The 20,426-nt window shown below is 64.7% G+C and carries 27 protein-coding genes and 1 tRNA gene; 12 read left to right on the top strand and 16 right to left on the bottom strand.

Annotation, left to right across the window (positions count from 1 at the left end):
- Positions 1 to 126: 126 nt before the first annotated feature.
- The 4 genes from yidD to OSH05_RS21660 all read right to left on the bottom strand — a co-directional run bounded on the left by yidD (position 127) and on the right by OSH05_RS21660 (position 1,877).
- Positions 127 to 465, bottom strand: a complete 339-nt coding sequence (gene yidD / locus OSH05_RS21675) for a membrane protein insertion efficiency factor YidD (RefSeq protein WP_266352939.1) — start codon at positions 463 to 465, stop codon at positions 127 to 129.
- An 86-nt stretch (positions 466 to 551) separates the two neighbouring features.
- Complete coding sequence (locus tag OSH05_RS21670; RefSeq protein WP_104220556.1) at positions 552 to 920, bottom strand: VOC family protein; 369 nt, start codon at positions 918 to 920, stop codon at positions 552 to 554.
- Positions 921 to 995: 75 nt separating this feature from the next.
- On the bottom strand, positions 996 to 1,283 hold the full coding sequence (locus tag OSH05_RS21665; protein WP_104220555.1) for a hypothetical protein: 288 nt from the start codon (positions 1,281 to 1,283) through the stop codon (positions 996 to 998).
- A gap of 144 nt (positions 1,284 to 1,427) precedes the next feature.
- The gene (locus OSH05_RS21660) at positions 1,428 to 1,877 is read right to left on the bottom strand and encodes an iron-sulfur cluster assembly scaffold protein (protein ID WP_104220554.1); all 450 of its coding nucleotides are present in this window, start codon (positions 1,875 to 1,877) and stop codon (positions 1,428 to 1,430) included.
- Positions 1,878 to 1,991: 114 nt separating this feature from the next.
- On the opposite strand from OSH05_RS21660, the gene folE reads away from it, so the two are divergent.
- The 3 genes from folE (at position 1,992) to hisI (ending at position 4,421) form a co-directional block, all read left to right on the top strand.
- On the top strand, positions 1,992 to 2,618 hold the full coding sequence (folE, locus tag OSH05_RS21655; protein ID WP_104220553.1) for a GTP cyclohydrolase I FolE: 627 nt from the start codon (positions 1,992 to 1,994) through the stop codon (positions 2,616 to 2,618).
- Positions 2,619 to 2,691: 73 nt separating this feature from the next.
- On the top strand, positions 2,692 to 3,966 hold the full coding sequence (aroA, locus tag OSH05_RS21650; protein ID WP_104220552.1) for a 3-phosphoshikimate 1-carboxyvinyltransferase: 1,275 nt from the start codon (positions 2,692 to 2,694) through the stop codon (positions 3,964 to 3,966).
- On the top strand, positions 3,963 to 4,421 hold the full coding sequence (gene hisI, locus OSH05_RS21645; protein WP_104220551.1) for a phosphoribosyl-AMP cyclohydrolase: 459 nt from the start codon (positions 3,963 to 3,965) through the stop codon (positions 4,419 to 4,421). Before aroA ends, hisI begins: the two co-directional genes overlap by 4 nt.
- A 17-nt stretch (positions 4,422 to 4,438) precedes the next feature.
- Here the strand turns inward: hisI and OSH05_RS21640 are convergent, their stop codons facing one another.
- The gene (locus OSH05_RS21640) at positions 4,439 to 4,870 is read right to left on the bottom strand and encodes a CBS domain-containing protein (protein ID WP_104220550.1); all 432 of its coding nucleotides are present in this window, start codon (positions 4,868 to 4,870) and stop codon (positions 4,439 to 4,441) included.
- A gap of 144 nt (positions 4,871 to 5,014) precedes the next feature.
- A complete protein-coding gene (locus OSH05_RS21635; RefSeq protein WP_104220549.1) occupies positions 5,015 to 5,752 on the bottom strand; it encodes a rhomboid family intramembrane serine protease in 738 nt (245 codons plus the stop codon).
- A gap of 366 nt (positions 5,753 to 6,118) precedes the next feature.
- Here OSH05_RS21635 and OSH05_RS21630 point away from each other — a divergent pair, with 366 nt between their 5' ends.
- The 3 genes from OSH05_RS21630 (at position 6,119) to OSH05_RS21620 (ending at position 8,515) form a co-directional block, all read left to right on the top strand.
- Positions 6,119 to 6,733, top strand: coding sequence for a PAS domain-containing protein (locus tag OSH05_RS21630; RefSeq protein WP_104220548.1), 615 nt, complete (start codon positions 6,119 to 6,121; stop codon positions 6,731 to 6,733).
- Between the two features lie 104 nt (positions 6,734 to 6,837).
- Positions 6,838 to 7,449 carry a PilZ domain-containing protein gene (locus OSH05_RS21625; RefSeq protein ID WP_104220547.1) on the top strand — a complete coding sequence of 204 codons (612 nt, stop codon included), beginning with the start codon at positions 6,838 to 6,840 and terminating at the stop codon, positions 7,447 to 7,449.
- Positions 7,450 to 7,900: 451 nt separating this feature from the next.
- The gene (locus tag OSH05_RS21620; protein WP_407660443.1) at positions 7,901 to 8,515 is read left to right on the top strand and encodes a transglutaminase-like cysteine peptidase; all 615 of its coding nucleotides are present in this window, start codon (positions 7,901 to 7,903) and stop codon (positions 8,513 to 8,515) included.
- 15 nt (positions 8,516 to 8,530) lie between these two features.
- On the opposite strand, the gene OSH05_RS21615 is transcribed toward OSH05_RS21620, so the two are convergent.
- The 5 genes from OSH05_RS21615 to OSH05_RS21600 all read right to left on the bottom strand — a co-directional run bounded on the left by OSH05_RS21615 (position 8,531) and on the right by OSH05_RS21600 (position 11,688).
- Positions 8,531 to 9,055: a gamma carbonic anhydrase family protein gene (locus tag OSH05_RS21615; RefSeq protein WP_104220546.1), complete on the bottom strand. Its 525-nt coding sequence runs from the start codon at positions 9,053 to 9,055 to the stop codon at positions 8,531 to 8,533.
- Entirely contained in the window at positions 8,949 to 9,362 is a 414-nt protein-coding gene (locus tag OSH05_RS25235) for a DUF6949 family protein (protein WP_407660451.1), read from the bottom strand. Before OSH05_RS25235 ends, OSH05_RS21615 begins: the two co-directional genes overlap by 107 nt.
- 248 nt (positions 9,363 to 9,610) lie before the next feature.
- Positions 9,611 to 9,826, bottom strand: a complete 216-nt coding sequence (locus OSH05_RS21610) for a DUF3126 family protein (RefSeq protein WP_104220545.1) — start codon at positions 9,824 to 9,826, stop codon at positions 9,611 to 9,613.
- Between the two features lie 95 nt (positions 9,827 to 9,921).
- On the bottom strand, positions 9,922 to 10,746 hold the full coding sequence (gene cysE / locus OSH05_RS21605; protein ID WP_104220544.1) for a serine O-acetyltransferase: 825 nt from the start codon (positions 10,744 to 10,746) through the stop codon (positions 9,922 to 9,924).
- Positions 10,747 to 10,929: 183 nt separating this feature from the next.
- Complete coding sequence (locus OSH05_RS21600; protein WP_104220543.1) at positions 10,930 to 11,688, bottom strand: alpha/beta fold hydrolase; 759 nt, start codon at positions 11,686 to 11,688, stop codon at positions 10,930 to 10,932.
- 148 nt (positions 11,689 to 11,836) lie between these two features.
- Between OSH05_RS21600 and OSH05_RS21595 the strand changes: the two genes are divergently transcribed.
- Together OSH05_RS21595 and OSH05_RS21590 are read left to right on the top strand one after the other, a co-directional pair.
- Positions 11,837 to 12,085 carry a zinc-finger domain-containing protein gene (locus OSH05_RS21595; RefSeq protein WP_104220542.1) on the top strand — a complete coding sequence of 83 codons (249 nt, stop codon included), beginning with the start codon at positions 11,837 to 11,839 and terminating at the stop codon, positions 12,083 to 12,085.
- An 18-nt stretch (positions 12,086 to 12,103) separates the two neighbouring features.
- Positions 12,104 to 13,276, top strand: a complete 1,173-nt coding sequence (locus OSH05_RS21590; protein WP_104220541.1) for an FAD-dependent monooxygenase — start codon at positions 12,104 to 12,106, stop codon at positions 13,274 to 13,276.
- 110 nt (positions 13,277 to 13,386) lie between these two features.
- Here OSH05_RS21590 and OSH05_RS21585 read toward each other — a convergent pair whose 3' ends face one another.
- Both OSH05_RS21585 and OSH05_RS21580 read right to left on the bottom strand, forming a co-directional pair.
- Positions 13,387 to 13,737, bottom strand: coding sequence for a hypothetical protein (locus OSH05_RS21585; protein WP_165801673.1), 351 nt, complete (start codon positions 13,735 to 13,737; stop codon positions 13,387 to 13,389).
- Between the two features lie 26 nt (positions 13,738 to 13,763).
- Positions 13,764 to 15,347: an AMP-binding protein gene (locus tag OSH05_RS21580; protein ID WP_104220539.1), complete on the bottom strand. Its 1,584-nt coding sequence runs from the start codon at positions 15,345 to 15,347 to the stop codon at positions 13,764 to 13,766.
- Between the two features lie 192 nt (positions 15,348 to 15,539).
- On the opposite strand from OSH05_RS21580, the gene OSH05_RS21575 reads away from it, so the two are divergent.
- Positions 15,540 to 16,280 (top strand): PadR family transcriptional regulator, encoded by a 741-nt coding sequence (locus tag OSH05_RS21575; protein WP_165801672.1) that lies wholly within the window; start codon positions 15,540 to 15,542, stop codon positions 16,278 to 16,280.
- A 94-nt stretch (positions 16,281 to 16,374) separates the two neighbouring features.
- Here OSH05_RS21575 and OSH05_RS21570 read toward each other — a convergent pair whose 3' ends face one another.
- On the bottom strand, positions 16,375 to 17,190 hold the full coding sequence (locus tag OSH05_RS21570; RefSeq protein ID WP_104220538.1) for an SDR family NAD(P)-dependent oxidoreductase: 816 nt from the start codon (positions 17,188 to 17,190) through the stop codon (positions 16,375 to 16,377).
- 99 nt (positions 17,191 to 17,289) lie between these two features.
- A complete protein-coding gene (locus OSH05_RS21565; protein ID WP_104220537.1) occupies positions 17,290 to 17,901 on the bottom strand; it encodes a TetR/AcrR family transcriptional regulator in 612 nt (203 codons plus the stop codon).
- A gap of 149 nt (positions 17,902 to 18,050) precedes the next feature.
- Between OSH05_RS21565 and OSH05_RS21560 the strand changes: the two genes are divergently transcribed.
- Positions 18,051 to 18,743: a hypothetical protein gene (locus OSH05_RS21560; RefSeq protein WP_104220536.1), complete on the top strand. Its 693-nt coding sequence runs from the start codon at positions 18,051 to 18,053 to the stop codon at positions 18,741 to 18,743.
- Positions 18,744 to 18,827: 84 nt separating this feature from the next.
- Entirely contained in the window at positions 18,828 to 19,337 is a 510-nt protein-coding gene (locus OSH05_RS21555) for a hypothetical protein (RefSeq protein WP_266352929.1), read from the top strand.
- A gap of 83 nt (positions 19,338 to 19,420) precedes the next feature.
- Here OSH05_RS21555 and OSH05_RS21550 read toward each other — a convergent pair.
- Positions 19,421 to 19,505, bottom strand: a tRNA-Leu gene (locus OSH05_RS21550).
- A 189-nt stretch (positions 19,506 to 19,694) separates the two neighbouring features.
- On the opposite strand from OSH05_RS21550, the gene OSH05_RS21545 reads away from it, so the two are divergent.
- Entirely contained in the window at positions 19,695 to 20,423 is a 729-nt protein-coding gene (locus OSH05_RS21545; protein WP_104220534.1) for a ChuX/HutX family heme-like substrate-binding protein, read from the top strand.
- Positions 20,424 to 20,426: the final 3 nt, after the last annotated feature.

Here is a 20,426-nt window from a genome sequence, read left to right as displayed (position 1 = left end):
CCCACGGACGAGCCGGGTCGGGGCGGGGGAGCCGCCAGACGGCTGCCAATGGTTCCGGCGCGGTGGGAAACAGCGCAGATGAATGCTGCGGAAAACATGCCGGCGCTGTCTCGATCTGACCGACGCTCAATCCAGCCTGGTCGCCGGGTCGATGTGCCGCCCGGTCCAATAGCCGTAGCGCCAGGGAACGTACCAATGCGCGCTCTCAGGTATCGCCTCGGGCACCGGATCATAGCCCGATGCCCCGAAGGGGCCGCAACGCTGGAGCCGCGCTAGCGTCATCCAGCCACCGGCCCAGAGGCCGTGGCGCGAGATCGCCTCCTCGCCATAGCTGGAGCAGGTCGGCAGATAGCGGCAGGACTGGCCCAGAAAGGGCGAAAGCGTCAGCCTGTAGAGGCGGATCAGACCGATCCCGACGGCGCGCGGCAGTCTTGATACGCTGCCAGGTTCGCTCGCCGGCCGCACGGCATCGCGGTCGCTGCCCGTGTCAGGATCTGGCGGAAGAGTAGAACAGGCGAAGCAGATGGCGGCAGCCCTCCGGCGTGGCGACGTCAGGCACGCTCATGGACGACGGCTTCGACATTGTGGCCGTCGGGATCGAGCACGAACGCCGCATAATATCCCGCATGATAGCGGGGACGCAGCCCCGGCGCTCCATTGTCCGTGCCACCCGCTGCGGTCGCCGCGGCATGAAAGGCGGCAATTGCTGCCCGGTCACGCGCTCGAAACGCAATATGGATCGGCTCCGGCGCCGGGCCCGTTGAGTCGATCCAAAGCAGCGTCCGGCCATTCTCGCCGAACGCCGCCCAGTCCTTGCCCTCACCGAGGACGACAATATCGAGCGGCGCCAGCGCGCTAATGTAGAAATCGCGGCTCTTTAGGAAGTTCGCGACGTTGAAGCCGATGTGGTCGAGACCCATGATCTAACCCGCCGCGACAGGAGCCCAGCCGGTCGGTCGAGCGGCCGCAACAGGTTCCGGCCGCTCGACCCATTGTCACTTGCAGCTGGCGTAGATGAACTCGCCGGCTTCCTTACCGGCGGCTTTCGGGTCGCCCTTCAGCTTGCCGGCGACGGCGAGCTCGGTGGTCACGTCCGTTACCGACTTGGTGAGCGCTGAGACGTCGGAACAGGCAGGCTTGCTGGCCCCCCCGGCAGCCGTGACCCCGTCGACGATCAGCTGGGCGTCTTGCGAAATCGCGAAGGATGCGCTCGTGCCGGCCAGAACGCCGACGACGACAACCACGGAAAAACAGGCGCTACGGCGAATATGAGAGAGCTTCATGATGAAAAACCTCGATTTGACTGTGAAGGACATTCACCCCCGAAAGACGACATTCGCATGCATATTTGTTGAGTTTGCGACAAAATCTGCCTCCGGATCGCTGATAATACGCCAGCACTGGCCCGAGACCGTCAAGAGCATGGCTCAGTCCTGAACGGCAGGTTCGCTTTTTGCCTCGATCTGGGTGAGCGCGTCGACGACCGCGTCGAACGTCAGCAGCGTCGAGGCGTGGCGGGCCTTGTAGTCCCGCACGGGCTCCAGATAGCGCAGATCGGTGAAGCGACCTTCCGGCGGCGGGCCGTTCTCCTTCAGCATGCGGATCATGGTTTGACGGACCTCGCGCAATTCCTGCGCGCTGGCGCCGACGATGTTCTTCGCCATGATCGACGACGAAGCCTGCCCAAGCGCGCAGGCGCGCACGTCATGGGCGAAATCGACGACCCTGCCGTCAGCCACCTTGAGATCCACGATGACGGTCGAACCGCAGAGCCGCGAATGCGCCTTGGCCGTGGCGTCCGGCTCGGCGAGACGGCCGATGCGGGGAATGTTGCCGGCAAATTCCAAGATCCGGCTGCTATAGATGTCGTCGATCATGCAAGGCTCCCAGGCGCCTGTCTGGACGCCTATATAGAAATTCCGCTTCCCCTGAACCAGATGGGAGCATGAGTGCCGCTCACGCGTGCCCACCCCATGATGGAGAGTTTGAGCATGGACGCGAAGATCGAGACCAGTAAGCCTCGGGAGCCGGAACCGCGCGCGGCGCCTGTGCGGCCGAGCCAGGCGGAGGCGGAGGCTGCAGTGCGCACGCTGATCGCCTTTGCCGGCGACGATCCGTCCCGCGAGGGTTTGATCGAGACGCCCGCGCGCGTCGCCAAAGCCTTTCGCGAATTCTATTGCGGCTATGAACAGAACCCGACGGACACACTCGACCGTGTCTTTGACGAGGCCGGCGGCTATGACGACATGGTCCTCGTTCGCGACATTCCCTTTTATTCGCATTGCGAGCACCACATGGTGCCGTTCATTGGCAAGGCCCATATCGCCTATTTCCCCGATGGCGGCGTGGTGGGCCTCTCCAAGCTCGCGCGCGTCGTCGACATCTTTGCACGACGCCTGCAGATGCAGGAGCGACTGACGGCCGAGATCGCGGCCGCCGTTGATGATGGCCTCAGGCCGCGCGGCGTCGCGGTCCTGCTGGAGGCAGAACATCACTGCGTCTCCATGCGCGGCGCCGAGAAATCCGGGGTCTCGACGGTTACGACGCGCTTCACCGGGGTGTTCAAGACCGACGCTGCCGAGAGGGTGCGCTTCCTGGCGCTGGCGAACAGACGTTGATCGCGCCAACGCTTGTCTCGGGACGCGGATCGGTCTAGTCCGCTCCTGCCAGATGACTACCCATGGAGCCAGCATGACGACGGTCCTGAACCGCGTGACGGCCATCACGATCACGCCGCCCGATGCGCCGCTCGTCGGCCGCGTGACGCCGCCGGGCTCGAAGTCGATCACCAACCGCGTGCTGCTGCTGGCGGCGCTGGCGAAAGGTACGAGCCATATCACCGGCGCGCTGAAGAGCCTCGACACCAAGCTCATGGCGGCGGCGCTCCGCGACATGGGAGTGGCCATCGACGAGCCCGACGAAACCAGCTTCACCGTTACCGGCACTGGCCGCCTGGCGGCTCCCGGCAAGCCGCTCTATCTCGGCAATGCCGGGACGGCGATGCGCTTCCTGACAGCTGCGCTCGCGCTGGTCGAGGGCGAGGTAGTCGCCGATGGCGATGAACATATGCGCAAGCGTCCCATAGGGCCGCTCGTCACGGCGCTACGCTCGGTTGGCGTCGACATCGCCGATACGAATGGCTGCCCTCCGATTACGATCCATGGCACTGGCCGCTTCGGCACTGGCCGGATCGAGATCGATGCTGGGCTTTCCAGCCAATATGTCTCGGCGCTCCTCATGGCGGCGGCGTGCGGCAACGGCCCGGTCGAGGTTGCTCTGACCGGCACCGAGATCGGAGCGCGCGGCTATGTCGACCTGACCGTCGCCGCGATGAAGGCCTTCGGCGCCAGCGTCGAAAAGCTCGATGAAGCGACATGGCGGATCGAGCCGACCGGCTATGTCGCTACTGATTTTTACGTCGAGCCCGACGCATCGGCCGCGACCTATCTCTGGGCGGCGGAGGTGCTGACGGGCGGGCGCATCGACCTCGGCGTCGCGGCGGAGGATTTCACACAGCCCGACGCGAAGGCGCAGGCCGTCATCGCGCAGTTCCCACACCTTCCCGCCGTGATCGACGGCTCGCAGATGCAGGACGCCATCCCGACCATCGCCGTGCTTGCAGCGTTCAACGAGACACCGGTCCGCTTCGTCGGCATCGCCAATCTGCGCGTCAAGGAATGCGACCGGGTGCGCGCGCTCTCGACCGAGCTCACACGAATCCGGCCGGGACTCGCGCATGAGGAAGGCGACGATCTCATCGTCTCGTCCGATCCCACTCTGCCGGGACAGATGTTGCCGACCGAAATCGAGACCTATTCCGACCACCGTATCGCCATGAGCTTCGCGCTGGCCGGGCTCAAGATCCACGGCATTACGATCCTCGACCCGGATTGCGTCGGCAAGACCTATCCCGCCTATTGGCAGATGCTGCGCTCGCTGGGCGTCGAACTGGAAGATCGTTCATGACGACGCTCACGCATTTCGCATCGCCAGGCAGTCACGAATCCGTGGAGGAAGGGCTTCAGCTGACACCGCGCTTCGACCGCGACGGACTGGTCGCGGCGGTCGTCGTCGATGACGAGACTGGCGAGGTCGTCATGTTGGCCTGGATGAACGCTGAGGCTCTGGCCCGCACGATCGCGACGCGCGAAGGCTGGTACTGGAGCCGCTCGCGCCAAGAACTCTGGCACAAGGGCGCCACCAGCGGCCATGTCCAGACGGTCACGGAAATCCGGGTCGACTGCGACCAGGACGCGATCCTCCTGCGCGTGCGCACCGGCGGCACCGGCGCCAACTGCCACACCGGGCGCAAGGGCTGCTTCTACCGCCGTGTCAGCACGGTTCCGGAAGGCGCGGAAGCGACTTTGGAATTCACCGGCGACCAGCCGCTTTTCGACCCGAAAAAGGTCTATGGCGGCTGAGACGCGTCAAGCTGATCCTAAGCCATGGCGATGTAGGTGCGCATTTCCTCGGCCTCTTGCTCGACCTGCTGGATGCGCGCCTTGACCACGTCGCCGATCGAGACGATGCCGGCAAGACGCCCTTCCTCCACGACCGGCAGGTGGCGGAAGCGTCCCTCGGTCATGCGTTCCATGACGTGATTGATCGTGTCGATCTCCGAGCAGGTTACGACCTTTACCGTCATGATCGACGAGACCGAGCCGTCCAGCACCTCGACACCAGAACGCGACAGCGCCCGCACAATGTCCCGTTCCGACACGATGCCGAGAATGCGGCGGAACGAGTCCGCCACCACGATGGCTCCGATCCGGCGTTCGGCGAGAATATGGACAGCTTCGCGGATCGACGTATCGACCTCGACGGTCATCACGTCCCGGCCCTTGGACGAGAGAATGGCTGCAACGGTCATGGCGTCGTCTCCCTGTTGGAGAGGCCGGCCGTTCTCTTGGATCGGACCAGTCCGGGCCCTCTTGGCGAGCGACCCTCCCCATCGGAGGGCCATCGTCTAGAAAAGGATGATGGTCCCTCGCCGGATGGTTGGCAAGAACGACGCTCAGGGCCGGCGGCGGATCGGATCGAAGATCGGGAAGAACAGCAGGCCGACGACGAAGCCGCCGAGATGCGCTTCCCAGGCAATCTGGCCCAACTGGGTCCCCGGCGGAGAGAACAGCAAGCCGAAGACGAGGTTGAGCACGAACCAAACGCCGAGGAACCCCATCGCCCGCCCGTTGCGGATCATTTCGGGAATTGTCAGCGCCGGCCGGAAATCGGCATCGACGCTCGGGCGCGTCATTCCCAGACGCCCGCCTGGCGCGAAGGCGAAACGCGCGACCGCAGCCATCTGAGCCGAGATCGCCGCAGAGGCGCCGATGAGCGGCGACGTGCCATAGGGTGCGAGCGCCAGATGGGCCGCCGCGCCAGCAACCGCGCCCAGAACTGAGAGGCCGAGAAAGCGGAGCGGCCCGAAGCGCCAAGCCAGGGGCGAGCCAAAGGCCGCCATCCAGAAGGCGTTGTTGACGAGGTGCATCCAGTTGGCATGCAGGAGCGCGTAGGTCGCGAAGGTCCATACATCGCCGGCGACCCCGCCCGGCCAATCGAAGCCGAATGTGTCCGGTGCCGTGAGGCGGACTGGCACGAAGGCGAAGGCGGCGAGGACATAGCCGTCCTGATCGGCCGACAGCAGCAGGACACGCACCGCGTGGATCACCACGAGGACGGCGAGGCTGGCGACGACAACGCGCGGCAGATTGAAGACCGGCTCTCGCACGGTGAAGTCGCTTCTGTGATCCATGCTGCTCGAATAGGGATGGCTCGGCGGTATTGCAAGCCTCGGCGCGGTTGGTCTCCATCCGTACCGGTTACAGCCGTCCGGCGCTGCCCTGTTCGGGCGCGCACGGACGGCCATTTCGCATCCGGTGCTCCCCCCGGCACAGCCCGGCTGCGAACCGGCGGGAAAACTGGCACGCCGATAAAACCCGGGCAATCTGAAAACGACGTGCGTGCGATTCTATTCAGCTTTCGTTAAGATTGGCACGACCCCTGCTACACGGCGTTCACTATAATAGCGATGCCTGAAACTGTTCCGTTGCCGCACACTCCGCGCAAGACCGAGGCTGTCCGTGCCAAAGACCACTGATTCGAAAAGACAAATCGCAGCATGAAGCACCGGCATACCCGGCATCTCCACACCTACTGGTCGGACCTGCGCGGCGAGGCGGCGGCTCCGCTGCGCGGCGCGATCGAGCCTGGCGACATCCGCGAGGTATTGGGCGACACCTTCATTCTGGAGAATGCGCCGCCCGCCGCGCATATTCCCTTCCGGCTCGCCGGGACACGGCTCTGCGCGCTCTACGGGCGGGAACTCAAGAGCCGCAGCTTTCTCGGCCTCTGGGGCGATACCGACATCGACGCGATGGCGACCCTCCTGCAGGCGATTGCCGGCGACGCGGCGGCGGCTGTGTTGGGTGTCGAGACCTTCAACGAACGCGGGCAGTCCGTTCCTTCCGAGATGATCCTGCTGCCTCTGTCGCGCGGCGGCCGTCTCTATGACCGCGTGCTCGGCTTGATGGTGCCGATCGAACGGCCCTATTGGCTCGGACTGCACCCCATCATCCGCCAGACCATAACCAGCCTGCGCCTCATCTGGCCGGACGAGCGCCCCGCGCTGGCCCGCGCCGTTGCGCCGGCCGTGCATGCATCGGTCGCATCCGCAGCACTCGGCTCGGGGCGGCGGCGCGGCCATCTCGTCGTCCTCGACGGGGGCCGGCAATAGCCGCCGACGACGAGCCTCCGCGCGGGGGCCACCGCCGCCGAACCGCTTGTTAACTGCAGCAATGCTAGGTCTTTCGGAGAGGCCACGGCCATTCCGGACGCTCCATGACGCTGCCGCCCCAGACCGCCCATCGCTCGCCGCTCGAGAACTATGACCGGCGGCGCTACCGGCGTTATGCTTTGTCCATGGCCGGGCGATACATGCTGGAGGATCGACGAGAATATCCCTGCCGCACGATCGATGTGTCGGCGGATGGCGCTGCGCTGGCCGCACCGATCCGCGGGCAAGTCGGGGAACGGGTCATCGCCTATATCGACAATCTGGGCCGCCTCGAAGGCACAATCGTCCGCGCCACGGACATCGGTTTCACCATGACGATCACCGCGACGCTTCGGAAGCGCGACAAGCTCGCGGCGTCCTTGGCCTGGCTCGCCGACCGGGACGGCTCCGGCCGGGACGACGCCCGGCAACATGGCCGGATCGCGCCGCGCAACCCCTTCTCCCAGCTGACGCTGCCAGACGGAACCGCGTTCCGCTGCCGCATCCTCGATCTCTCGCTCTCCGGCGCCGCCATCGCGGTCGACGCCGAGCCTCCGGTTGGCGCGCCGGTACGCCTCGGCACCCTGCCAGCCCGTATCGGCCGACATTTCGCCGGCGGCCTCGCCGTCGAATTCGAACGGCCCCAGACCGAAGCCGGACTGGAAGAGCTGTTCTAGCTCCAGGCTCGCCAGAGCCTGCCAAGACTGACAAACGCTCCCAAAATCTCGAATTCTGCCCATGCGCCCGGTCGGCGGCCGCGTCGGCATTGACGTTGCCCTGACCGTCAGAAGCCAAAGCCCCTGGGTCTGGCCGTAGCAGCGTCGCCCTGCTCCCCTCGATCCTGTTTCCGGTAGTTGGCCGGCCAGTTCACGTCGCCGATCGGGGCCCATCAACGCAGCAATCGGCCGGTAGGCGCCACGACCGCACCACCCCAGGGCCGCCATTAACCTTAACAAGAGCTTAAGCTTGCAGCCAGTCGCCTCATCCCATAGTGTTAACAATAAGTTAACAACAAGCATAAAATTCTCGTCGAATTCGACTTAAGTTGAAATCGAATTTGATCTTGAAGATTAGACTAGAAGAAAAGCCTTTGTGTCACGGTTCCTTCGGCACAGCGGGACAGCGATCATGTTTTGCGTACGCGTTTCTAGTTTAGCCGGGATTGTCGTTGCGTTGATGGGTCTTGTCATGCCCTCCGCGAATGCTCAAACGCAGTCGGCCTTCATGCAGGTAATCGGCACAACGACGCAGCCGATCGGCCATCATGACCTCTGCGCCCGGATACCGGTCGAGTGCCGCGAGCGCACGGCGACCGAAGCGGCGATGAAATTGACGCCTGCCCGCTGGAACGAGCTCATCGCCATCAATGACAACGTCAATACGGCGATCCAGCCCGATACCGACCAGGACATCTACGGCAAGGAAGAATACTGGGCCTATCCGGACAGCAAGGGCGACTGCGAAGACTATGTGCTGCTGAAGCGGCGCGAGCTTCTGCAGCGCGGCTGGCCCGCCGGCTCGCTGCTGATCACGGTGGTGCGGCAGACCAATGGCGACGGCCACGCGATCCTGACCGTCCGGACCGATCGCGGCGATCTGGTGCTCGACAATCTCGAAGGCAAGATCAAGCTCTGGAACCAGACGGACTATCAGTTCATCAAGCGCCAGGACGATCGCAACAGCGGTCGCTGGGTCTCGATCGAGGACGACCGCACCATGCTGGTCGGCTCCATCAAGCGCTGATCGACATGCGATGCATCAGCGGCCGAGCCCTGCCGCGAAGCGGCGCCAATTGGCGACATAACCTGTTGCGGCGCGCCTGAGCTTTTCGATCGCATCCGCGTCGAGACTGCGGACCGCCCTGCCCGGCACGCCGACGACCAGCGAGCCATCCGCGATCTCCCTTCCCTCCGGAACAAGCGCGCCGGCGGCGACGAGGCAATTGGCGCCGATACGGGCACCGTTCAGGACGATGGCGCCCATGCCGATCAACGAGTTCTCGCCGACCGTGCAGCCATGCAGGATCGCGCGGTGGCCGATCGTGCAGCCCTCCCCGATGGCGAGCGGATAGCCCATATCGGTATGCAGGACCGAGTGTTCCTGGATGTTGCTGCGGGCGCCGATGGTGATGCGCTCATTGTCGCCGCGCAGCACGGCGCCGAACCAGATGCCAACCTCATCGCCCAGCGTCACCTTGCCGATGACCTGCGCATCCGGCGCTACCCAGTAGCGCCCCTCGCCGGGCAGTTCCGGCATGACGCCGTCGAGCGCATGAATGGGCATGAAGCCCCCCTAATAGAAACCCGCCTGTGCCGTGAGGGTCAGGCTCAGCAAGATCAGCCCCGAACAACCGCTCCACACGCCCGCGATCAGCAGGCTGAGGGCCATCGGGGCCAAAGGCGCTTCGCTCCGCCCGAAACGCCTGCACGGCACCGCGGAGGATAATGAAAGGTCCGGTCATCGCAAGGAGAAGAAAGCTTGTGAGCCACGCGGCGAAGCTCTTTCCGAACGGGCGAAATCTGAGCGGTTCGGCGGCAATGAGCTCGTAGAAGCTCGCCATGACGCCCGCGACCACGACCCCCGTCGCCATCGCATAGCCGAGAATCACCAAATACAGCCCGATGCGGTCCACGGTGGCCCCACTGACCCGCCACGGCACTACCGCCGCAGTCCGCCGAGGCTATGGCAAAGCCCATGCCGCAGCTTCGGGATCCCATTCAGCCCGCAGCTTCCGGCCCCTTGGTTCAGCGCCACGGCCGGAAGATCATGGTTACTGTTTCATGAAGGAACAGCCGATCCCAAAACGTCCCGTTTCGGGATCCTTGGAACTCCAGAGGATCAAACGTCCTCGAGGTCGATGTCCAGGATTGCCATGGTGAAGTTGTAGGAGAGGTCACCCTCCTCATCGTCGCGGAAGACGACGCCGACGAACTCATCGCCGAAATAGACCTCCGCCGAATCGTCCTTGCGAGGACGCTGGCGAACGCTGATGTCCTTCATGGCGAAGCGACGGCGGAAGAAGCTCTCGAGCTTCTGGATCTCTTTGCGATCCAATTCTCTCTCCTGCGGTGATTCTCAGGGATTGCCCGGATGGGCTCCCTCTCTGCGCGGCAGCTTTAGCCGATCCCGGGCGGGATGCGAAGCGCCGTTCAGGCGGTACCCACCAGCATCTGGTCCATGGCACGCGACGGCTCGGCACAGGGCGCGCTGCCGACGACCTTGGCCGGCACACCCGCGACCGTCGTATTCGGCGGCACGGCGTGCAGGACGACCGAGCCGGCGGCAACCCGCGAGCAATGGCCGATCTCGATATTGCCGAGGATCTTGGCCCCCGCCCCGATCAACACGCCATGGCGCACCTTGGGATGCCGATCGCCGGTTTCCTTGCCCGTGCCGCCGAGCGTAACACCCTGCAATATAGACACATTGTCCTCGATCACCGCCGTCTCGCCGACGACGATCGCGGTCGCATGGTCAAAGAAAATGCCCTTGCCGAGCCGGACAGCCGGGTTGATGTCGACCTGATAGACGGTCGACGCGCGGCTCTGCAGATAATAGGCGAAGTCACGCCGCCCTCGGCTCCAGAGCCAATGCGCGAGACGATGCGTCTGAATGGCGTGGAACCCCTTGAAATAAAGCACCGGCTCGATCGCACGGTTGCATGCCGGATCGCGGTCGACCACGGCGGCAATGTCAACGCGCAGCGCCTCTCCAAGCGCCGGATCACCCGCATAGGCTTCGAGGAAAGCCTGGCGGATGATCTCGCCTGACATATCGCGATGATGGAGCCGTTCGGAAATGCGGCAGGCGACGGCCTCCTCCAGCCGATCGCTGTTCAGGATCGTCCCGTAAACGAAGCTCGCCATGGCAGGCTCGCTACGCACGATCTCCTCGGCATCGGCCCGGATGGCCGACCAGATGGGATCGAAACTGGCGACGGCTTCGCCATGTTGACGGGAAATCGTGACCGACATGAACGCCTCCTCGTCGACGGAACCATGTCCGCCATTCTTTGCGCCAAGCCTAGCACGCTGGCGCCATACCATGAAACCTGGGCACTCTTAGCAAATAATGCTCATCGTCTGGATAGCGATCCCAGCGGAATCATTTTGCCAGCAAGCACCGCCAAGGGGTTGATACGATTCCGGCTTTCGGCCTCAGCCGAGCCCCTTTCGCTTGAGAAAGTCGAGCGCGCCGGCCTTGTAGGCCTTGTCGCCGACGGCCAGCATGTGGTCGCGCTTGGGGATCTCCAGCACCTCGGCGCCCGGGATGATCTCCGCCAGCGCCTGGGGCGAGCCGGCGAGCTCGTCCTTCTCGCCCACGGCCACCAGGACCGGCATTTTCAGCGTCGAGAGATCATCGGCCGAGATGGGCTGGCGGGTTGCCTTCATGCAGGCGGCGAGCGCCACGCGGTCGCTCCCGGTCTGGTCGGCGAATTTGCGGAACATAAGGCCGATCGGATCGGTGACCGTCGACGCGTCCTCGGCCTCCAGAGCTGCAACCACCGGCCCCCAGTCGCCGACGCCCGTGACGATACCGTAGCCGAGCCCGCCGAAGATCAGGGCCTTGATCCGCTCGGGATGCGCCAGCGCCAGGAAGGCGGCGATCCGCGCGCCCATGGAATAGCCCATGACGTCGGCCCTCAGGATTCCGAGATGGTCGAGCAGGTTGCGGGCGTCCTCGGCCATGGCGCCGAGGCGATAGGCCCCGACATCATGCGGCTTGTCGCTGTCGCCATGGCCGCGATTATCGAACGCGACGACGCGGCGCCCCGCCTTCACCAGCGCATCAACCCAGCCCGGATTGATCCAGTTGACGCGATAACGCGAGGCAAAGCCATGGATGAGCAGGACCGGCGGCCCCTCGCCCTCATCCATAAAGGCGATCTCATAGCCGTTGGAATTGAAGCTGGGCATGGATTTTCGACGCCTCTCGGATCGGGAGGCTCTTATGGCTGAAGCGCGGCGCCGCGCCAAGGTGTCGCCGCCGCCATCACGGTCTGTTCATCGCGCGCCGTGAGCGCTATGGTCCCGGCACATTCCAAATTCGAACGACGAGACGATCATGGCCGAGCACGTCATACCGCATTTCCACAATGATTCAGGCGTGGCGCGGATCGAGATCGGCGTGAAGGAGTTCATGTGCGTGGGCGCCAAGCCACCCTTCGACCATCCGCACATCTTCATCGACCTCGGCGAAGACGGCGAGCGCGTCTGCCCCTATTGCTCGACGCTCTATCGCTACAATCCAGCGCTGCACGGCACCGAGACGCTGCCGCCGGGCCATCTCTTCATCGATCCGATCGCGGCCTGAGCCGCGCCGAGGTTTGTTATGGCCGAGTTCGAGACTGCGATCGCCGGCGCCGGCATCGCAGGTCTGACGGCTGCGCTGCTGCTTTCGCGCAGCGGCCGGCAGGTGTCCGTGTTCGAGCGGACCGCGGTCCATTATGAGGTCGGTGCCGGCCTGCAGATCTCGCCGAACGCCGGCCGCATCCTCGAACAGCTCGGCCTCGGCCCGGCCCTTGACGCCGTCTCCGTTCGGCCGCAGGCGATCGACGTCTATTCCGGCAGCCATCTCAAGCCGCTGGTCTCGATGCCGCTGGCGAGCGCGGCGCTGCGCCTTGGCGCACCCTATCGCGTCCTGCATCGCGCCGACCTGCAGCGGCTCCTGCTTGATGCCGCCCGAGCCGATCCATCGATCCGCTTGGCGCTCGCCGCCCCGATTACCGACGTCGAAACCCTGTCCGGTGCCATAAGCTTCTCGATCGGCGGTACCCGCCACGCCGCGAAACTCCTTGTCGGCGCCGATGGTATCCGCTCTGCCGTGCGGCACTTCGTCGATCCCGGCCAAACCGAGATCGCGGCGCAGCGAACGGCGTGGCGGACGACGATTCCGGCCGTCGAGGCGCCGGAGGAACTGCCGCGCGACCATGTCAGCGTCTTCATGAACGAGCGCAGCCACGTGGTCGCCTATCCGATCCGCGCCGGCAAGGAGATCAACGTCGTCGCGATCATCGAGGAGGATTGGTCCGGCGAGGGCTGGGCCGAGCCCGGCGATCCGGACGAGATCACACGCTTTTTCCGCAACGCGTCCAGCGTCCTTACTGCCCTGATCAACGCCGGAAAAGCCTGGACGCGCTGGTGTCTCCGGGCCGTCGAGCCCTCGGGGCCCTGGCATCGAGGCCATGCCGTGCTGGTCGGTGATTCAGCCCATGCCATGCTGCCCTTCCTGGCCCAGGGCGCGGCGATGGCAATCGAGGACGCAGCAATCCTGACACGCTGCCTCGCGCAGCCGGGCTTCGACACGCAGGCGGCTCTCCAGCGCTATCAAGCGCTCCGCCAGCCCCGCGTTGCCCGAGTCTGGCGCGCGGCCCAGCAGAACGGCACGATCTATCACATGAGCCCGCTGGCCGCCTCATTCCGCGACGCGACCATGAAGGCGCTCGGCGGCGAAAGGCTGCTCGCCCGCTATGACTGGCTGTATGGCTGGAAACAGAACGGGTGACGAATGACGCGACCCTTCCGCGCCACTCAACGTCGGCAAGTGCAGCGGCCTCCGACGAAAGCGCCGGGCCTTATGCCGCGCGCTGAGCACTTGAGGCACCGTCGGCTGCGCTAAGGTGCGTCCCCAATTTCATCCGCCGTGGCGATTGCAACGTAGCGAACTTTTTCAAAATGCAATTCAGGATCAGAAATCTGCGAAGGGTCGATCACATAGGCTAGGCCCAAAGCTAGGTTCTTGGCCCGAGGGGAAATCTGCACCCCCGAATGCCTCGCGGAGACAACGACATAGCCAATCTCGAAACTGCTGCCGCCATCGAGCCAACAGAGCGACTTGGGCAATCGGCCGAGCCAGTAGTCGGTGCGATCCGAACCGGGCAATTCCCGTAAGAGTTCGATCCGAAAGGGGATCTGGTCCCAAAGTTCTTTTGGATCCCAATCGATGGCTCGAACAAGAAGCTCCATAGCCTTCGCCTTGCTCTGATCCACCCTCAGCGCCGCGCCAACTCCCCGATCGCCGCATAGTCCGTCTTGCCCGTGCCGAGCATCGGCAGGGCCTCGACGCTGACGATCCGCTTCGGCAGCATGATCTCGGCGAGGCCGTGCTCGCGGGCCGAGACGATAAGTTCTTCGCGGTCGGGATCCTGCCTGTCGGTGACGAGGACGAGTTGCTCGCCCTTGCGCTCGTCGGGGACCGCGACGACGGCGTGTGCATCGTCGGGCCAGACCTGCGCCACATAGGCTTCGGCCGCGGCGAGCGAGATCATCTCGCCGCCGATCTTGGCGAAGCGCTTGGCGCGGCCGCGGATGGTGATGTAGCCCTCGGCGTCGATCGAGACGATGTCGCCGGTATCGTGCCAGCCATCCTCGGTCCGCTCCAGCGTCCCCGGCGCGCTTTCACGCATATAACCGAGCATGACGTTGGGGCCGGCGATCCAGAGCCGGCCACCCTCGTCGAGACCCGGCACAGGCTCGATGCGATAGGACATCGTCGGCAACAGGCGGCCGACCGTGCCGTCGCGATGATAGAGCGGCGTGTTGGCGGCGATCGCCGGTGCGGCCTCCGTCGCGCCATAGCCTTCATAGAGTTCGATGCCGAAGCGGTCGCGCCAGATCTTTCGCGTCGCGTCCTTGATCCGCTCGGCCCCGAGCACGACGACGCGGAGCTTCCGGAAATGCTCCGGTTCCGCCTGCCGGCCCCAGCCGGCGGCGAAGGTGTCGGTTCCGATCAGGATGGTCGAGCCGCTGTCGGCGATCATCGCCGGGATCTGCTTGTAGTGAAGCGGCGTCGGATAGAAGAAGACGCGCATGCCGATCGAGAATGGTGCGACGAGTCCTACCGTCATGCCGAAGGAATGAAACACCGGCAGCGGGTTGAACAGCGAATCGTCGGAATTGAGTTCCAGCGTCTTCAGGAACTGCTCGACATTGGCGAGCACATTGGCATGCGTCAGCGCGACGCCCTTCGGCAATCCCTCCGATCCGGACGTGAACAGCATGACGCCGATATCGTCGGGCCCGACCTTGGCGCGCTTGTGGATTGCCCGCGCGAACCAGGACGAGACGACGCCCGCGAGCTTGCCGAACGTGCCGACGCTTTTGCCGACATCCTCCAGCCAGATAAATTCGACCTCGCCGCCGATCGCGGCGACCAGTTCGTCGAGCTTGCCCTCGGCGATGAAGCGGCGCGAGGAAATCACCTTGCGGATCCCAGCCGCTTTGCAGGCGACGAGAAGATTCCTGGGTCCGGCGGTGAAATTGAGTATGGCCGGCACGCGGCCAAAAGCGGAGAGGCCGAAGAAGGCCGGCGCGACGGTCGCGACATTGGGCAGCATCAGCCCGACACGCTCGCCCAGCTTCGTCTTCGCCGCGCAGATGCGGCCGAGAACCATGGCGCCGATCACGACGCGGTCATAGGTGAGCGGCTTCCTCTGGGTATCTTCGATGACGTCTCGCTTGCCGCCGAAGGCATCGCGCGAATCGAGCAGCATCTCGAACAGCGTCTTGCGCCAGCGCCGCGCATCGAGGGGAATCGCCGCGGTCGCGGGACTTTCGATAGCCCTTTGCATCTCCATGATCGGTGCTCGCTCCCCTGCCCCTTGATCCGTCGGCGCGGATATTCCCCTGCGGGCACGATCCTACAATGACGGCAGTCACACGCGCGAGCGCGACGATGCAGTCTCTTTCGATATAGCGTAAGATATATCTTGACGAACCAGCGAGCGAGAGTTACTTACGATATATCTGAAGTCAGGAAAGGGACCACAATGGGTCATCACCACAACGAACATCATCGCCATGAACATCGCTGCCGGGAGCAGCGCCGCCATGAGGATCGCGGCCGCGACCATGATGGCCAGCCGCATGGCGTCGCCCGCTTCTTCGAGCTAATGGGCCGCCGCGGCGGACCCGGCTTCGGCCCGTTCGGCCATGGCCCGCGGGGCGGACGCGGCGGCGACGACGGTTTCCGCATGGGCCGCATGGTCGCCGATGGCGATCTGCGCCTTATCGTGCTGTCGCTGATCGAGAAGCAGCCGCGTCATGGCTACGACATCATCAAGGCCATCGAGGAACTGACGAGCGGCAGCTACAGCCCGAGCCCGGGCGTCGTTTATCCGACGCTGACCTTCCTCGAAGAGGCCGGCCACGCCACCGCGGCCAGCGAAGGCAACAAGAAGGTCTATTCGATCACCGAGGCCGGCAAGGCGCATCTAGACGCCAATCGCGCCGGTGTCGACGCCGTGCTCGATCATCTAGCCCGTATCGGTAGCCGTATGGCGCAGGCGAAGGCCTGGTTCGGCCGCGGCGAGGACGAGCCGCGCGGGGAGCGGCCCGACCGGGACATTCCGGGCGTCGTACCGGAACTCAACGACGCACGCCGGGCCCTGAAGAGCGCTATCGCTTCGCGCATCGGCGAAAGCCCGGAGGAGCAGCGCCGGGTCGCCGCCATCCTGCTGAAGGCCGCCGAGGCCATCGGCAAGAAGCCCGATCCGGCCGTCGATCTCTGATCGGCCGCGAAACCGTCACGGCGGGCCATCCCGCCCTAACCTGCCCTTTCCCAACCTGGGCGGGGCGGGATCGGATCCGCCGTGACGGGACGCTTCAAGCCGCCTGCTGGGTTTCGCCCAGATAGCGGCCGGCGGGCTGGCTGCGCGAGAGGTTCGGAGCGAGCGCCAGGCGGGCGGCGTTATAGGCGTCCCAGTCGCCGATATCCGGCAACGAGGGTATCGTCACCGTCTCGCCCGCCTCGAAGCCGGCAATCGCCGCGTCGACCATGGCCTCCGGCTGCATCACCATCTCCGGCGGCAGGCTTTCGACCGGCACACCCGCCTTTTCCCAGATTGCCGTCGCGGTTGCCCCCGGCAACAGGGTCTGGACGCGAACGCCCGTCCCGGCCAGTTGCACATTCAGCGCCTCGCCGAAATGCAGCACGAAGGCCTTGGTTGAACTGTAGAGATTGGGGAACCGCTCGGGGATAAGCGGTACGACCGAGGCAATCTGAATGATCCCGCCTGCCCCCCGCGCGACGAAGCCGGGCAAGGCGGCCAGCGTCAGGCGTGTCAGCGCCACGACGTTGAGATCGATCATCGTCTCGATCGCGTCAGGATCGGCATCCGCCATCGGGCTGGCGACAAGAAGGCCGGCATTGTTGACGAGAAGCGTGATCGACGTGTCGCTCCGGAGCCGCGCCTCGACCGCCAGACGATCCGAACGGTCGGTCAGGTCCGCCTTCAGCACCTCGACCTTGCGTCCCGTCGCCGCGACAATCCGGCTGGCGAGCGCCGCAAGCTTCGGCTCGTCGCGGGCGACCAGCAGCAAATCATATCCTCGCGCCGCCAGCTTTTCCGCGTAGACGGCGCCGATACCCATTGAGGCGCCCGTGACGAGGGCGACGCCCTTCTCAGCCGATTCAGTCATGTCTCATCTCCGTAGGCAGGCCGCGGCGATCCGCCGGCCAATGCAGCAACGGCCTTTAGATGATAGTCATAATCTAAATGGCAAGTGCGACCGCCGATTTTAGTTTTCGGCTGGGCCTTCCGGGTTCGCGACAAGGCTCTTTTCCGCCAATCGCGCCCGGCCGGCCTCCAGAAAAGCCTCGGAAAGAGGCGTATCCTTCGTTGCCCGTGCGAGTAGAAGGCTGCCGACCAGCGTGGCGAGGGTTGCCATCGCCGCCGGCCGTGCCTCGGGGCTTGCCTCTGCCTGCGCCGCCTCGATCGCGTCCAGCATCGCCGCCACGCCATTGGCATAGGCGGCGCGCACCGCCTCGCTATCTGTATCGCGGGGGAAGTCGAGCAGCCCCGCCGCGGCGCAGCCACTCTCGGGATGGTCGCGGTGCTCGCAGGAGAGATAGCTGTCGATGAGTCCGGCGCGGGCCGCCTCCCAGGACCGGCCCTCGGCGGACCTCGCGATGCGCTCATTCATCTGCCGGAACGCCGCCTCGAACGCTTCCGCCGCCAGCGCGTCCTTCGAGGCGAAATGACCATAGAAGCCGCCATGCGTCATCCCCGCGGCCGCCATCAGTTCCGGCACGCTGACCCGGCCAACCCCCTTTTCGCGAAACAGATGCGAGGCGGCCTCGACGATGTCCTTCCGATGTTGTTCGGCTTCCTTACGGGATGCGCGCGCCATGAGGATGATCTCCCGGCGATGCGGAAAGCAGTCGCCCCGATTTATATATGACGTACATCATCAACGAAAAGTAGTCCCATCAAGCGCCCTATTGCGAAAGTTTCATACTAGTGATTGAACTATCATTAGTTGCAATCGGGGGATTGGTTATGCTGAAGCGATTTGGACTATTGCTCGCCACGGCCGCATTGGCCTCCTGCCACACGACGCCGGACACCGGGCTGGCCGGCGGCGGCTATCGCAGCACGGACCAGATCGTCCAAAGTCTCGGCTACGACACAATCGCCCTCCCCTCGACCGGCTACGGTCCCGGCTCGCTCGTCACCTCGGTGAAGGGGTACGGCTTCACCGAGCCACTGCGCCTCGCCTATCTCTGCCGGCCCGAATACGCCAACGCCCCGCCGGCCATCATCGACACGGGCGCGACCAGCGAGGCGTCACGGTCGTTCAATGGCTCGTTCAACCTCAGCGTAGCGGCCATCAAGGCGCTGGGCCTCGGTGCACAGGCGAGCAATATCGAATCCATCACGCTCAAATTCTCCGACGTGAAGGTCGAGCAGCTGCCCTATGCGGACCTGAAGACCATCCAGAACGGCCTTGGACCCGTCTGCGCCGAGACGCTCAAGGAGTTCAAGGCCAAGGGGCTGGCCCGCCAGACGCAGCAGGCTCTGCGCGCCGACGTGACCTACACAGCCCATCTGAAGCGCGGCGTTTCCGCCGAAGTGAAGAACCTCGTCATCCAGGCACTCCAGGCCTCCTTCGGCGGCTCGGTCGACAAGACCTCCGACACGTCGGTCACCGGCACGGGGCTGTACTACGGGTTGCTGTTGACCAAGGTCTGAACCCATTTCCGTCGCCATCGTGCGACCTCGATCGAGGAGGAATGAGCGATGCCCATTTCAGGGAAAGGGTGGGAGCTACACATCGTGCGAAAGCTGGAACAGGATCGCGCCGGCCGACGCCGCACGATCGGCGACTATCAGGTCTACCACGAAGGCGTCGCCCAGGCCTCGCTGACCGGCACCGCCGTCGAGACCAAGGGACCGGGCGACAACAAGGTTCGCGGCAATGGTCGACGCATCGAAGCAGGGACCTATCCGCTCGCGACCCAGGACGGCGCGCGCTATGTGACCATCGGCTATATCGTCAGCACCGATCCAGACCAAACACCCAAGCCCGGCCTCGAGCTGCTCTCGACCGGCAACCGAACGGAAATCCTTGTCCATCCCGGTCACGGTTTCCTGGCCAGCGTCGGGTGCATCAATCTGACAGCCAAACTGACGAGCGGGAGATCCGATATTCCCTTTGTCGACAGCCGCGACCGCGTGATCGCGGCGATCCAGGATCTCCGCGCCTATAGCAGATCGTCCTTTCCACATTACAACGGCCACCCGATCGCCAACGCTAGCGTCGTCATCGATGGCGAGCCCGCATAGGCAATCCGAGCGATCATGCGCCTACGAGGCCACTGCTGGGAACCCCTCCTCGCCGGCCTTGCAGACGTCACGAGATGTCCGGATGGTGCGGGCGGCGGGGGTCGAACCCGCATGACCGAGGTCGAGGGATTTTAAGTCCCTTGCGTCTACCAGTTTCGCCACGCCCGCTTGCCGGCTTTCTGCCATTTTGTCGGCGCTCGCGATAGAGCAACGGGTCGCGTGTCCACCGCGAGGCTGCCGCCAGCGAAAATATGCCCTTCATCCTCCACTTCAGCTTTGCTAAACCCGGCTCGGGCGATCCGTGGCACCACGGCGGCTTGCTCTGATGTTGTGTTGCCCCAAAACGAGGATGCCGCCGTGTCGGAACCTGTCTCCTATCGCCAGTCGCTGCCGCTCGAACCGCTTGCGATCCTCTCCCGCGCCGCCGCCATGGGGCGGACTCTCGTCGGCGTCCGCTCGGCCGGCGCGCTGCTGGAGCGCATCGGCGTCTTCGATGGCATTACCGAGGAAAGCGGCTGGATCGTCGCCCATGGCGCCGCGCATGAGACGCGCATCGACCCGTCGACGATCGCCGCCATCGTCGCCGATCGCAGCGAGACGCCGCATGACACAATCCTCGCCTATGTCGATTTCCTCGATTCGGAAGGCCGCTCGATCGTGAAGGTCACGGCCCTGGACGGGATCGAGCATTTCGATGCGGCGCTCGAAGGACTGCCGCGCTCCCCCCTCGCCTATGTGCCGCCGCTGGAACGCTCCGCCGTCGCGGTCGACCCATCCGACATCGGCGCCGTTCCCATCGCAGCGGCCGTCGATGCCGGCGCGGTTGTGACGCTGAGCCTCTCGCGTCCAGGGCTGTTCCAGTCCTGGACGGGGAAGATCGCTCGCATCCATTTCGGTCACAACTATATCAACGTGCTGCAGGAAGACGTTCATCTGCATCTGCGCGGCCAGCAGGTCTCGCGCTGGGAGGTGACGACGAGGGACGGAAGGTCGAGCTTTGCCGCGATCGGCCCGGAGGGCGAACCCTTCGGCCTCAGCGTCGAGGGCGACGCGGCCGTCTTCGCGGCGATCGCCGAGGCGGCCTAAGGG

It is taken from the genome of Kaistia algarum (assembly GCF_026343945.1).
In the GTDB taxonomy this organism is placed as follows: Bacteria; Pseudomonadota; Alphaproteobacteria; order Rhizobiales; family Kaistiaceae; genus Kaistia; species Kaistia algarum.
Note: the sequence above shows the minus strand (reverse complement) of the source record. Positions and strands in the feature narration are given on the sequence as shown.